This is a genomic window from Fictibacillus sp. FJAT-27399, assembly GCF_001510655.1.
Classification (GTDB): domain Bacteria; phylum Bacillota; class Bacilli; order Bacillales; family Fictibacillaceae; genus Fictibacillus_C; species Fictibacillus_C marinisediminis.
Window position 1 is genome coordinate 70149 of the sequence record NZ_LMVC01000003.1, and the last position, 13302, is coordinate 83450.

At 33.6% G+C, this 13302-nt stretch carries 12 protein-coding genes; all 12 read left to right on the forward strand.

Annotation, left to right across the window (positions count from 1 at the left end; all coding sequences use genetic code 11):
• Nucleotides 1-6 precede the first annotated feature (6 nt).
• The 12 genes from AR335_RS14535 to AR335_RS14590 all read left to right on the forward strand — a co-directional run bounded on the left by AR335_RS14535 (nucleotide 7) and on the right by AR335_RS14590 (nucleotide 13273).
• The gene (locus tag AR335_RS14535; RefSeq protein WP_062237987.1) at nucleotides 7-774 is read left to right on the forward strand and encodes a tyrosine-protein phosphatase; all 768 of its coding nucleotides are present in this window, start codon (nucleotides 7-9) and stop codon (nucleotides 772-774) included.
• 41 nt (nucleotides 775-815) lie between these two features.
• Nucleotides 816-1700 (forward strand): UTP--glucose-1-phosphate uridylyltransferase GalU, encoded by an 885-nt coding sequence (galU, locus tag AR335_RS14540; RefSeq protein ID WP_062237230.1) that lies wholly within the window; start codon nucleotides 816-818, stop codon nucleotides 1698-1700.
• Between the two features lie 27 nt (nucleotides 1701-1727).
• Nucleotides 1728-2384 (forward strand): sugar transferase, encoded by a 657-nt coding sequence (locus AR335_RS14545; protein ID WP_062237989.1) that lies wholly within the window; start codon nucleotides 1728-1730, stop codon nucleotides 2382-2384.
• A gap of 159 nt (nucleotides 2385-2543) precedes the next feature.
• Nucleotides 2544-3653, forward strand: a complete 1110-nt coding sequence (locus AR335_RS14550) for a glycosyltransferase family 4 protein (protein ID WP_062237231.1) — start codon at nucleotides 2544-2546, stop codon at nucleotides 3651-3653.
• 209 nt (nucleotides 3654-3862) lie between these two features.
• Complete coding sequence (locus AR335_RS14555; RefSeq protein ID WP_062237233.1) at nucleotides 3863-4423, forward strand: acyltransferase; 561 nt, start codon at nucleotides 3863-3865, stop codon at nucleotides 4421-4423.
• Between the two features lie 4 nt (nucleotides 4424-4427).
• Complete coding sequence (locus tag AR335_RS14560; protein ID WP_062237235.1) at nucleotides 4428-5540, forward strand: glycosyltransferase family 1 protein; 1113 nt, start codon at nucleotides 4428-4430, stop codon at nucleotides 5538-5540.
• A gap of 134 nt (nucleotides 5541-5674) precedes the next feature.
• Nucleotides 5675-7099 (forward strand): oligosaccharide flippase family protein, encoded by a 1425-nt coding sequence (locus AR335_RS14565; RefSeq protein ID WP_062237237.1) that lies wholly within the window; start codon nucleotides 5675-5677, stop codon nucleotides 7097-7099.
• Nucleotides 7096-8025, forward strand: a complete 930-nt coding sequence (locus AR335_RS14570; RefSeq protein ID WP_062237239.1) for a glycosyltransferase family 2 protein — start codon at nucleotides 7096-7098, stop codon at nucleotides 8023-8025. The genes AR335_RS14565 and AR335_RS14570 overlap by 4 nt, the downstream gene beginning before the upstream one ends.
• Before the next feature lie 4 nt (nucleotides 8026-8029).
• Nucleotides 8030-9136 carry a glycosyltransferase gene (locus AR335_RS14575; RefSeq protein ID WP_062237241.1) on the forward strand — a complete coding sequence of 369 codons (1107 nt, stop codon included), beginning with the start codon at nucleotides 8030-8032 and terminating at the stop codon, nucleotides 9134-9136.
• On the forward strand, nucleotides 9133-10497 hold the full coding sequence (locus tag AR335_RS14580; protein ID WP_062237242.1) for an O-antigen ligase family protein: 1365 nt from the start codon (nucleotides 9133-9135) through the stop codon (nucleotides 10495-10497). The genes AR335_RS14575 and AR335_RS14580 overlap by 4 nt, the downstream gene beginning before the upstream one ends.
• A gap of 399 nt (nucleotides 10498-10896) precedes the next feature.
• Nucleotides 10897-12273, forward strand: a complete 1377-nt coding sequence (locus AR335_RS14585) for a UDP-glucose dehydrogenase family protein (protein WP_062237244.1) — start codon at nucleotides 10897-10899, stop codon at nucleotides 12271-12273.
• Entirely contained in the window at nucleotides 12248-13273 is a 1026-nt protein-coding gene (locus AR335_RS14590) for a GDP-mannose 4,6-dehydratase (RefSeq protein WP_062237246.1), read from the forward strand. Before AR335_RS14585 ends, AR335_RS14590 begins: the two co-directional genes overlap by 26 nt.
• Nucleotides 13274-13302: the final 29 nt, after the last annotated feature.

Sequence of the window (13302 nt, forward strand, 5' to 3'; positions counted from 1 at the left end):
GGTATTTTGATTGATGTCCATAGTCACGTCTTACCAGGTATTGATGACGGAGCACCAGATCTGACTGCGAGTTTCGACATGGCCAAACGAGCAGTCGAAGATGGCATTACAACATTATTTGCAACACCTCATCACCGCAACGGTAAATATGAAAATAGCAAACAGGACATTCTGCTCCAAACGGAACGCCTGAACGAAGCGCTATTACACAATCAAATTCCTCTAACCATACTTCCAGGACAGGAAATACGCATCTATGCAGAATTTCTAGATGATTTGGCAAACGATCAATTGCTGACGTTAAATAACCTGGGTAAGTACATTCTGATCGAACTTCCATCTAACGCTGTACCCAACTACACCCGTCAAATGATTTATGAGTGCAAGCTTCAGGACATTACACCCATCATCGTTCATCCGGAACGCAATAGTGAATTAATAGAAAATCCACACCTTTTATACAACCTCGTCAAAGAGGGGGCTTTAACCCAAGTAACAGCCAATAGTATTATCGGCGGGTTTGGGAAGAATATTAAGTCTTTTTCACTAAAATTAGTAGAAAATTATTTAACACACTTTATAGCATCTGATGCCCATAATATTTCGTCCCGTGGCTTCTATTTAAGGGAGGCGTACAACGAAATAGGCAAAAAACTCGGTAATCATATGGCCTATTACCTGCAAGAAAACGCACACCTAATAATTAATAATGAGAGTATTTATATAGAAGAACCAAAACCGATCAAGAAGAAAAAAATACTTGGTATTTTTTAAAGAAAAATACTAGGAATCTTTAAAGAAAAGGGATGATAGGGATGAAAAAAGTACGGAAAGCCATTATTCCGGCAGCGGGATTAGGGACCCGTTTTCTGCCGGCAACAAAAGCTATGCCGAAAGAAATGCTGCCGATAGTAGATAAGCCGACGATTCAATACATCGTAGAAGAGGCGATTGAATCTGGAATCGAGGACATCATTATCGTAACCGGTAAAGGAAAGCGTGCGATCGAGGACCACTTCGACCATGCCTTCGAACTGGAACAGAATCTTTTTGAAAAAGGCAAAATCGATTTACTTCAAAAAGTACAGCAGTCATCCAAAATGGCAGACATTCATTATATCCGTCAAAAGGAACCTAAGGGACTTGGACACGCTGTATGGTGCGCCCGTAAATTTATCGGTGATGAACCGTTCGCAGTATTGCTAGGTGATGACATTGTTCAGGCAGACAAGCCTTGTTTAAAACAGCTGATTGATCAATATGAAGAGATAGGATCTTCCGTGATTGGTGTTCAGCCAGTTCCAGATAACGAAACGAACCGGTATGGAATAGTCGATTCCTCTTTTCAAGTAGGCCGGCTATATGGTGTGGAAAACTTTGTAGAAAAGCCTGCACTAGGAACAGCTCCATCAAATTTAGCAATTATGGGCCGTTATATATTATCGCCTGAAATTTTTACTTATCTGGATAAACAGGAACAAGGAGCTGGCGGAGAAATACAACTGACGGATGCGATTCAAAAGCTAAATCAGTATCAACGAGTATTTGCATACGATTTTGAAGGAACACGGTATGATGTTGGGGAAAAATTGGGATTCATTACTACAACTCTAGAATTTGCATTAAAAGACGTCGAATTAAGAGATTCTCTTCTCAATTATATGGAGGATCTCATCCTACAGAAAACTGTAAGTAAATAATAAAAACAAAAGGTGATTGAGAGGCGGATTTATGTGGGTGAGAGAAAACTTAGGGAATACTTTCTAGGAGAGATTATTAATTCTGACGTAATTTATTCAAATCATCGTATTTATGTTTCTTTGAAAGGCATCATTGATTTTATATTAGCATTTATTGGACTTTTACTTACTTGCCCAATAATACTTTTGACTTGTTTACTTATAAAAATAGAGTCTAAAGGATCTGCTTTTTACACTCAAGAAAGAGTGGGATTAAATGGAAATGTGTTTAACATTATAAAACTTAGATCCATGGTTATTGATGCTGAAAGAAATGGGGCGCAATGGGCGGCTAAAAATGATTTTAGGGTAACGAAAGTAGGAAGCTTTATTAGAAAAACAAGAATCGATGAACTCCCTCAACTCTTAAATATATTAAAAGGCGATATGAGTTTAATTGGTCCACGTCCAGAAAGACCGGTATTTTCAGATCAATTTAATAATGAAATACCAGGTTTCAATAATCGTTTAGCTGTGAAACCAGGGATTACAGGCTGGGCTCAAGTAAATGGTGGTTATGACATTACACCCAAAGAAAAGTTATTGTTAGATATGTATTATATACAAAATTTGAGTATGTTAATAGATTGTAAGATACTGGTTAAAACAATAAAAGTTGTTTTTACAGGTGATGGAGCACGATAATCATGGAAGATGAAAAAACTTTAGCTTACAGGTAGATGGTACATAAAGTGGTAACAAATTTGAGAATAGTTGATTCCATTTTTATATCGACAAAAGTTTTCTGATCGTTACCAAATTATGGGTGATTTATTATAAAATATTGATGCAGAGGATCTAGTAATGAAAAAAATTATGATATTAGTAAATGATGATATTTGGCTTTATAAATTACGAAAAGAAGTGATTAGAGGACTTCTTGATGAAGGATTTGAGGTGTATCTTTCCTCACCAAAAGGAGAATACATAGAAAGATTGGTTGGTTGGGGATGCAACTTTGTAGAAACAAAGGTTGATCGAAGAGGGAAAAATCCTTTAAATGACATAAAATTATTTTTAAATTATGTTAAAATCTTGAAAAAATATAAGCCGGATGCAGTCCTTGCATACAACATCAAGCCTAACATTTATGGTGGTTTAGCTAGTCGATTATTAAATGTCCACTATATTAATAATATTACAGGACTGGGTAGTGGCTTTTTAAGAGACTCTTTGATGAAAAAGTACCTTTCCTTTATGTATAAAATTAGTTTAAAAAAATCCGATTGTGTCTTTTTTCAAAATCAATCTGATATGAAGTCTTTTTTAGATCTTAATGTAGTGAAGGATAACTATAAATTAATTCCGGGATCTGGTGTAAACTTGAACGACTATCAATACAAAGAAATTCCAAATAAAAATAGCGTGACGTTTAATTTCATTGGAAGAATTATGAAAGACAAAGGAATTGATGAATATCTCGAAGCGGCAAAAGTTATCAGTGGAAAGTATCCTAATACTGAATTTAACTTGATCGGATTTGTCGAGGAAACCCAGTCTTATTATAGAGATAAAATTAATTCTTTTCAAAATAAAGGTTACGTAAATTACCTAGGCTTCCAGTCCAATGTTATTCCTTTAATAGAAAAGGCCGATTGCCTAATTCAACCTTCACATGGCGGTGAAGGTATATCCAACGTATTGCTTGAAACAGCTGCCACAGGAAGAGCTTTGATTGCGTCTGACATTCCAGGTTGCCGGGAGACCATAGATGAGGGTAAGAATGGTTATATCTTCGAGGCTAAAAACAGTATGAGGTTAGTGGAAAAAATCGAGAAATTTATTAACTTGCCATACGACGCTAAAGTGAAGATGGGGAAAAGATCAAGAATTAAAGTTGAAAAAGAGTTTGATCGAAATATAGTTGTAAATGCTTATATAAGCAAGATTAATCAAATGCTAAATGAAAAGTAGGTGTTTTTATCTCTAAAGTTTATGCAGGATTTAAGTATCATGAGCAATCCTGTTTGATATTGAACATTCGGTAACAGTTGTTGAGGTTGATAAATAAAAAAGACTTGTTATGTTGGACTTATTATTGTAATTGAGCATGAATATGATAGAAAAATATATCAATACTTTTTCTTAAAGAATTTTAAGAAAGTGTAAGGGATGAAGAGAAATTGAAAAAATATATGAGAGCAGCAGTATGTATTCTTTACTCATTAGTAAAGTTTTACTTTATAAAATTATTTCACTTTAATAAGTTTAACTTCACAACAATTAACCTTGTTTCGCCTTTTACGGAATTAGAGATTGGAATTAAGGCAAAACTCCATTTCGGAAAGATGATAAAGATAAAAAGCGGATCTAGAATAAGAGTGCGAAAAGGTGCAGAAATGCGCATCGGGAAGAACACGTCCTTAAATCACGGTTGTATTTTTACAGCTCATGAGAGAATTATTGTAGGTGAGAATGTTCAGTTTGGGCCCAATGTTTTAATCTATGATCATGATCATGACTATAAGCAGAAAGATGGACTGAAAAACTTGTTATTTAAAACGACTCCAGTAGAAATTGGTGACAATGTTTGGATTGGGGCAAATGTCGTCATATTAAGAGGAACAAAAATTGGAAATAATTGTGTTGTCGGAGCTGGTTGCGTCGTTAAGGGTGAATTTAATGACGACACGGTGATAGTTCAAAAGAGAGAAACAACAGCTGTTCAAAAAAGTAGGTGTTAAGGTAATGATAAAAGTTTTACAAGTAATAGGTAGCTTGAATAACGGCGGATCTCAAGCTATGATTATGAATCTTTACAGAAATATAGACCACTCAAAGATTCAATTTGACTTTATTATTGATAGAGAGAACGAGCTGTTTTATGCAGAAGAAATAAAAGCATTGGGTGGAAAAATATACTTTTTCCCTACATTCAATATAAGAAATATTTTTAAATATCTTAAATCTTGGAATGATTTTTTTAAGGAACACCCTGAATATAAAGTTATACACGGTCATGTTAGAAGTACTGCTTCTATTTATTTAAGTATTGCGAAGAAGTATGGGGTTACTACAATTGCACATAGTCATAGTACATCTTCAGGAACTGGCCCTTCAGCTATTGTGAAAAATTTACTACAATATCCTGTTAGGTACCTTGCGGATTATCTTTTTACGTGTTCTAAAGCAGCAGGTGAATGGTTGTACGGTAAGAAAGCTTGTGAAAAACGGAACTTTCAAATTCTTAAGAATGCGATAGATACTAGAAACTTCATTTTTAATAATGAGCTTAGGAATAATAAAAGAAAAGAATTAAAAATTGAAGGTAAATTTGTAATTGGTCACGTTGGGAGATTCAATACACCAAAGAATCATGAATTTTTAATTGATATATTTAAAGCTGTGCATGATAAAAATGAAAATTCAGTATTATTGTTAGTTGGAGACGGTAATCTAAAGCAGTCAATTGAGAAAAAGATATATGACTTAGGTATGGAAGATAAAGTAATTTTGACCGGTGTGAGATCTGATATTCCTGATTTGTTACAGTCGATGGATGTATTTCTTTTCCCATCAATATTTGAAGGCTTGCCCGTAACATTAATAGAAGCTCAGGCCGCCGGACTACCATGTGTTATTTCAAAAAATATTACAGATGAAATAAATGTAACTTCTTTAGTAAATAGTGTTTCACTTCTTAAAAGTGCAAATTTCTGGGCTGAAAAAATATTAGAGATTAAGCAGTCTTATGAGCGTGAAAACAATTATAATCATATAGTTAAAGCTGGCTATGATATAACTGAGACAGCAAAGTGGTATCAGGAATTTATTTTTAATAAGAAAACCTTAAAGATGTGATTATTTAGTTAATACAATTCTGATAATAAACTTAAACTTTAAGTTTTAGGAGTTAACTTATATATGAAAAGCCAAATAGTTTTTATTATACCTTATATGAGGATTAGTTCAATTTGTGAACTGGTTAAGAAATAATGAATGACAAATTAATTCTTAAAAATGCATCTTTTCTTTTTTCAAGTGATGTACTTGTCCGATTGATTAGTTCGGTTGCAGCTATTCTTGTTGCTAGACATCTTGGGTCTCATGGATATGGAATTCTTAGTGTAGGAATGGCGTTTACTGCAATTGCTGCTTATTTTACCGACATGGGTCTAACGCACACATTCATCAGAGAAGGAACAAAACCAAACGTTAAATTGGACCATCTAATCAGTAGTTTTTTTAAAACAAGAATAGTGTTTGCTTTAGGGACAGCCCTAGTTTCGATAATTATAATTCGGATTCTTTACACTGATACACTTCTTATAAGGCAAGTGCTCTATGTTATGGTGCTACCTACTATATTAGGATCTGCGTTGCAAGGCGTTGGAGTTGTATATTTTCAAGTCACTTCCCAAATGAAATATACAGCTTTTATACGTGGTCTCTCAGGATTAATTACTGCTGGCTCCCTTTTAGTGGGGATTACTTCAAATTGGTCCTTACTCCTCATCTCTTCTGTATACGGATGTTCTAGCATTTTAGGTGGAGTGACTAGTGTTTTGATGGTTACGAAACGCATTTCTTTATTACATGGTTGGAATCAGTCGATATTGAGAGGTATTATATCATTTACTTTAGGTGGTATCGTTGTATTGATGCTTCCTCAATTAGGTCCCTTAGTACTTGAAAGAGTTACAAGTTTCCAACAAGTTGGATACTATGCAGCTGCTATCCGTATTCCAATTGTTCTATATCAGGTTCCAGGAGTTCTAGCAACAGCTTTTTATCCTCTGCTTTTTGAATATGGTAATAAAAATCAGAAAGAAAATCATTTGAAATTAAATATATTTCAATTAAAGTTAATGAGTACATTAGGTATTATTATGGCAATACCCTTCCTTTTTTACCCAACATGGTGGATCACATTTTTATTTGGAGACGAATGGATTGCATCCTCAAGGGTTCTAGCCATTCTTTCTTGTATGGTAATTTTACAGTCAATTAATTATCCATTAGCAGATGCATTGACAACTAAGGGATTGCAAAAGAGAAGAACATTAACTTTATTGGTAGCTTTGTTTGTAGGATTAGTTTCATACATCAGCCTAGGAAGTAGATTAGGTAGCATTGGCGGTGGTTTTTCAGCAATTATAATTGAAATTATACTAATGATTGGATTTACTATTTCAAATCCTTCCGGCTTCAAATTGATTAGTTGTGGAATACGATATAATTTCATTTCGTTATTTTTTATTATAGTAATTGGATTTTTTGTTTTGGTAAACATAAGCCCTTTTATTGGAATCCCAATATGTATTCTTATTTTTCTGTGTCTATCGGTTTCTTTAGATCGTGAAATTCGCAAATGGATTCTTAGTAAAATCAAAATTAAAAGAAAAGAGGGTCTTCTATGAATCCGAGCGTTTCAGTAATTATTCCTACTTTCAATCTTGAAGCTTATATTAATAGAGCAGTTGAATCCGTTTTAAATCAAACATATCAAGACTTTGAAATAATAATAGTTGATGATTTTTCAACAGATTCAACGGTGAAGGTTGTAGAGAAGATATTTGATGAAAGAATTCATTTGTTAATTAACGATAAGAATAGTGGTCCATCATATTCACGTAATCGTGCACTTGAAAAAGCAAAGGGAGAATGGATAGCATTTTTAGATGGAGATGATTGGTGGGAAGAAAATCGCTTAGAACTACTATTATCAAATACAAAAAAATTTAATTGTGATATGATTTCTGACGATTGGTATTTGATTGTAGATGGAGAAGAAAGACCTTGGAGTACTCAGTTGGTAAATAAATCCTTGAAAATCTCTAAACCTATTAAAATTACACCTGAATTTTTAATAGATAATGAATTAGGCATGCAACCACTCATTAAATCAAATTTTTTAATATCAAACAAAATCAGGTTTGATGAGAGTCTAAGGAATGGTGAGGATACTAAGCTTTATCTTGATTGTTTAGTTTGCAATGCCAATTGTATATTTCTACCTGAGCCCCTTTACTTTTATAGAGCTAGAAAAGGTTCTCTAGTAACTCAAAAAGATAATGCATTAGCCCAAATCAAAAAGACAACAAATGAGTTGTTAACATATCCTGCTTATAGAAAACAGCCTAATTTAATAGTTGCGTTAGAAAAACGAAAAAATAGAATATGTGAAGAGCAAATATATTACCAATTTATTAAAAATATCAAAGAACGAAAGTATAAAAAGATTATAGTAAATGTATTTGAAAAACCTCAAACATTTAAAATTATTTTCAAACGCATTCCAAATGTTCTTAATTACCGTCTAATGAGACATTTTAAAAGGAGATAGTACTATGTCAAAAAAAATAGCTCTTTTTCTTCCCTCTCTTAGAGGGGGTGGAGCGGAGAGAGTAATGCTAAATATAGCAAAAGGGCTTGTAACTGATGGATATGATGTTGATCTTGTTGTAATCAATTCCGAAGGGGCCTATTTATCTCAAGTGCCATCTAATGTTAGAATTGTCGATCTAGAAGCCCCACGTGTATTTCAAAGTTTGTTACCGCTAATAAAGTATTTAAAACAAAGTAAGCCCTATTCAATATTATGTGCAATGAATCATATAAATATTATAGGTGTATTGGCAGTAAAATTAGCAAAAGTAAATACTCGGATAGTAATTAGTGAACATAATAATTTAACTCAATCACTTTTACATTCTAGAAATTATAGAGATAAAATTCTCCCTTTTTTTATGCGATATTTCTACCCTAAGGCAGATGGTATTGTAGCCGTTTCTGAAGGTGTAGCTGAAGATTTAGCTTTATCCCTAAATCTACCTAAGATGGAAATTAAGGTAATCTACAATCCTATAATAGATAGTGAATTAATAAAGAAATCTAAAGAGAGAGTAGATCATCCGTGGTTCCAAGATGATCAACCACCGGTCATTTTATCAGTGGGTCGTTTAACTGAACAAAAAGATTTTCCAACTTTATTACATGCCTTTTATGAAATACGTAAGCGAATGAAAGTTCGTCTGATAATTCTAGGGGAAGGGGAAAAACGCTCCGAGTTAGAAACTCTAATAAAAAAATTAGAGCTCGAAAAAGACGTAGACTTACAGGGATTTGTTGAAAATCCATATGGTTATATGCGAAGTTGCGACTTATTTGTACTATCTTCTAAATGGGAGGGTTTCGGTAACGTATTAGTTGAAGCTTTGGCATCAGGAACATCTGTTGTTTCTACAGATTGCCCAAGTGGTCCGAGGGAAATTTTAAAAGATGGATTATTTGGATCATTAGTACCTGTTGGGGATTATAAAACACTGGCTGATATAATTTATCTTTCGATTACAGATCCCGCTTTAAAATTTGACTATACCGATTTTAATGAGCACTTAAATAAAATGAAAACCACTACAGTTCTAGATAAATATAAAGAGGTCTTAAATGGATGATTAATAATAAATCAAAAAAACCCTATTTTTTCAGACCTTCTTATTTTTCGGAGCGTGCTTTAGTTGTTTTGGTTATTATTTCCTTTTTTATATTTATTCCGGTAACTATTGAAATGAATCCGTTACTACCGTACGGTAATATTATTTTTATTTGTTCAGTTTTAGCATTATTTTTTGTAAGTTTATTTGATGGAAGAAGAGTTATTTTATTGAATAACTCTTTAATCAATGTACTAATGTTATTTTACATTTTATTCTCTTATTGTCTTTTTTCCAGTTTGTGGAGTAATATGCCTCTTCAAGTACTTTGGAGATCTTTTATTGTTTTTGTGCCAAGTGTGATAATAGGGATGCTTTTTTTAAAAGAACAGGATTTATATAAAACAATGATTTTATTCTACAAGGCTCTAATGATATTTGGTCTTTTATTAGGTTCTATAGGGCTATTTATTTACAGTTTTGGAGATATAATTTGGCAAGGAGATTTGGTCTATAATTCGCTTAATATAGGTTTAATTTCCTTAAATCAAACTTTATATTACTCTTCAGGAGTGTATAGAATTTCCTCATTAACAGGAAATCCAAATAATCTAGGATTTATGTTATTTTTTTCAATATCTTCGGCTTTTGGACTTTATTATATGAAAAAGATAAATATTTTTCTATTTATAACAACAGTCACCATCTTGATCACGTCATTAATTTTTACGTTTTCAAGAAACAGTTGGTTTGCAACACTTATAAGTATCTTTTTGATTAATTTATTTATTCATCCACGGGCTTTATCAAAAAGAAATAAGATAATAAAACTCATTTTATTTTTTTTCTTCTTTGTTCTATGTTCGTTAGGGTTATTATTTTTATATTGGTATTTATATAATTCTTTTTCCTCTAACACTCGTTTAAGTCTAGATTTAAATGGACGCATAGTTGCTTGGGATCTTTTAAAAAAAGTTATTAATGAAAATCCTTTATTTGGTACAGGTTTTAATACAAGTGCTGAACTACTAAAAAAAGAAAGTGGAGGACTGGTGAATCACAGCCACAGTTTATATTTAGCAATTTTATCTGAGCTTGGCATTTTTGGTTGTAGCATATTTGTGATTATTATGTTATTTGTCTTTATTCCAATATTCTCGACTTTATTTAATTTTAGAAAAAGGCATTATTTAAAAAAAGAATATATACCATTTTTGGTAAATAGTTGTATTTTAGTTGTAATTCTAATTCATCAAATAGTAGAAATTAGCATACTACGTTTTAATTTTTTTAATGTTATATGGATATTTATTCTATTTGGAACTCTACAACTAAGATACAAGATTTTACATGACGAGAGGTTAGAGAAATCAAGACAATAATAGTAACTTGTCTGTAGCACTGAAGTATAGGTTTATCATATCTTCAAAAACAAACCAAAGGAAACAAGGAAGTACGAACTAATTGTGACTAACGATACCGCACGTACCAATTGATGATAAAGTGATTATTCCAGTTAAAATGGACTCGGGGTATACCAATGATTCAACTATAGGATAAAAGTGATTTCCCCCAATTCATAGTACTAATGTTGGGGAAAAAAGTGAATTACTGCTCCAAGAAACAGACTGGTTAACTGATAAGAATTCTATAGTAAAATTGCAGAAAAATATTTTATTTCTGTCAGTGAAGTTTCTGCTAATCGTACTTAGATGGTACCTAATAAAAAATAGTGCTGATGATTTGTATTTCCAAATACTTTATTAAAGGAAGGTCTATAAATGTACAAAATAGCGGTAGCAGGAACAGGTTATGTTGGCTTAGTAGCTGGTGTTTGTTTTGCTGAAGTTGGTCATCAAGTAACCTGTGTGGATATTGATGAAAAAAAAGTAGATGTAATGAAGTCTGGAGTTTCTCCAATCTTTGAAGCAGGTTTGGAGGAGCTGATGCAAAAAAATTATGTTGCTGGAAGAATTGACTATACCACTGATTATAAATCAGCATATAAAGATGCGGATGCAATTTTTATCGGTGTTGGAACACCGGAACAACCAGACGGATCTGCAAACCTATCATATATTGCAACTGTTGCTAGACAAATAGCAGAAAATATAGAAAAGGATTGTCTTGTAGTTGTAAAATCTACAGTTCCAGTAGGTACTAATGATAAAGTTGAACAATTTATAAATGACTTTTTGGTTAATGACGTAAAAGTAGAAGTAGCTTCAAATCCTGAATTCCTGGCACAAGGTTCAGCTGTACACGATACATTGCATGCAGAGCGAATTATCATCGGAACAGAGAGTAAATGGGCTGAAGGAATTTTAAAGCAAATCTATGAACCATTTGGATTGCCTATTGTTTCTGTTAACCGTCGATCTGCTGAAATGATTAAATATGCGTCTAACGATTTCCTTGCGCTTAAAATTTCTTATATGAATGATATCGCCAACTTATGTGAACTTGTGGGGGCAGATATCCAAGATGTTGCGAAAGGGATGAGTTTTGATCAGCGCATTGGCAGCAAGTTCTTAAATGCCGGTATTGGTTATGGGGGTTCTTGCTTCCCTAAAGATACTAAAGCTCTTGAATATTTAGCCAAGCAGAATGGTTATGAGTTAAAAACCGTAAAGGCTGCCATTGAGGTTAATACAGAACAAAAGACTAAATTATTTTCAAAAGCTCGCAAGCGTCTTATCACGTTTAGTGGGCTTAAAGTTGCCGTCCTTGGTCTAACCTTTAAGCCAGGAACGGACGACCTTCGAGAAGCCGCTTCTCTTGAAAATGTACCATTACTATTGGAGCAAGGAGCAAACATTTATGCATTCGATCCAGTTGGTGCAAAGAACTTTGCCAGAGTGTATCCAGAGGGAACTAATGGGCGTGGCAGCATCACTTATGTAGAAAACATTGAGGAAGCCTTGGATGGGGCTAATGTATGTTTTGTTTTCACAGAGTGGGGTGAGGTTAAAGCTCTGACACCCGAAACCTATAAAAAATTAATGTGGACACCATTGGTTTATGACGGAAGAAACATTTATGATGTAGGAGAGATGGAAGAGGCAGGAGTAGAATACTATTCTATTGGTAGAAAACCCGCGTTAAGAGAAGGTAAAAAGGAGTCAAGAAACATTGGACTGCAAACCGTTAAATCCTAATCAAGTATATCTTATTACCGGAACAGCCGGATTTATAGGCTATTTTTTATCAAAAAAATTACTTAAACAAGGCTGTACAGTGGTAGGCCTTGATAATGTTAATGACTATTATGATGTCAATTTAAAGGAGACACGTTTAAGCCTTCTTCAACCTTTTGAGAAATTTACGTTTGTTAAGAGCGACATTGCGGATAAAAACAGGGTAGAAGAAATTTTTGAAGAGTACAAACCAAGTGTTGTAGTCAATCTGGCTGCACAAGCAGGTGTCCGTTATTCTATCGAAAATCCTGATGCTTATATCCAAAGTAATATTATTGGATTCTATAACATTTTAGAGGCTTGCCGGCATCATCCTGTAGATCATCTGGTATATGCTTCATCCAGCTCTGTTTATGGAGCGAACAAAAAGGTTCCATTCGAAGAAACAGATTTTGTTGACCAACCTGTATCCCTTTATGCTTCGACCAAGAAATCCAATGAACTTATGGCTCATACGTACAGTCATTTGTACAAAATTCCCGCTACAGGACTTCGTTTCTTCACGGTATATGGACCAATGGGACGTCCTGATATGGCATATTTTGGATTTGCAGACAAGTATTTTGCAGGTGAACCTATTAAAATCTTTAATAATGGTGATTTTGATAATGACCTTTACAGGGATTTTACCTTCATTGATGACATTGTAGAGGGAATTGAACGGTTAATAAGCAATCCTCCTGTCGATTCAGTTCCTCATAAGGTCTATAATATCGGAAATAATAATCCTGAGAAACTGATGACATTTATTGGAGCACTAGAGAAAAGTTTAAGCAATGCTACGGGCAGAGAAGTAATTTTTGAAAAAGTGTTTGAGCCGATAAAACCAGGAGATGTGCCTGCTACGTATGCATCGACCGATCTTCTTCAGAAAGCGGTAGGGTTTAAACCTCAAACCTCTATTGAAGTAGGGCTTCAGAAATTTGCGGATTGGTATGTAGACTATTATGGAGTTGAGTGATTTGAAATCTTCTCTTAAACAACAAGCAG

Coding starts and splice junctions, on each gene's coding strand:
- galU (WP_062237230.1), top strand. CDS start 816: ATGAAAAAAGTACGGAAAGCCATTATTCCGGCAGCGGGATTAGGGACC.
- AR335_RS14550 (WP_062237231.1), top strand. CDS start 2,544: ATGAAAAAAATTATGATATTAGTAAATGATGATATTTGGCTTTATAAA.
- AR335_RS14560 (WP_062237235.1), top strand. CDS start 4,428: ATGATAAAAGTTTTACAAGTAATAGGTAGCTTGAATAACGGCGGATCT.
- AR335_RS14565 (WP_062237237.1), top strand. CDS start 5,675: ATGAATGACAAATTAATTCTTAAAAATGCATCTTTTCTTTTTTCAAGT.
- AR335_RS14570 (WP_062237239.1), top strand. CDS start 7,096: ATGAATCCGAGCGTTTCAGTAATTATTCCTACTTTCAATCTTGAAGCT.
- AR335_RS14575 (WP_062237241.1), top strand. CDS start 8,030: ATGTCAAAAAAAATAGCTCTTTTTCTTCCCTCTCTTAGAGGGGGTGGA.
- AR335_RS14580 (WP_062237242.1), top strand. CDS start 9,133: ATGATTAATAATAAATCAAAAAAACCCTATTTTTTCAGACCTTCTTAT.
- AR335_RS14585 (WP_062237244.1), top strand. CDS start 10,897: ATGTACAAAATAGCGGTAGCAGGAACAGGTTATGTTGGCTTAGTAGCT.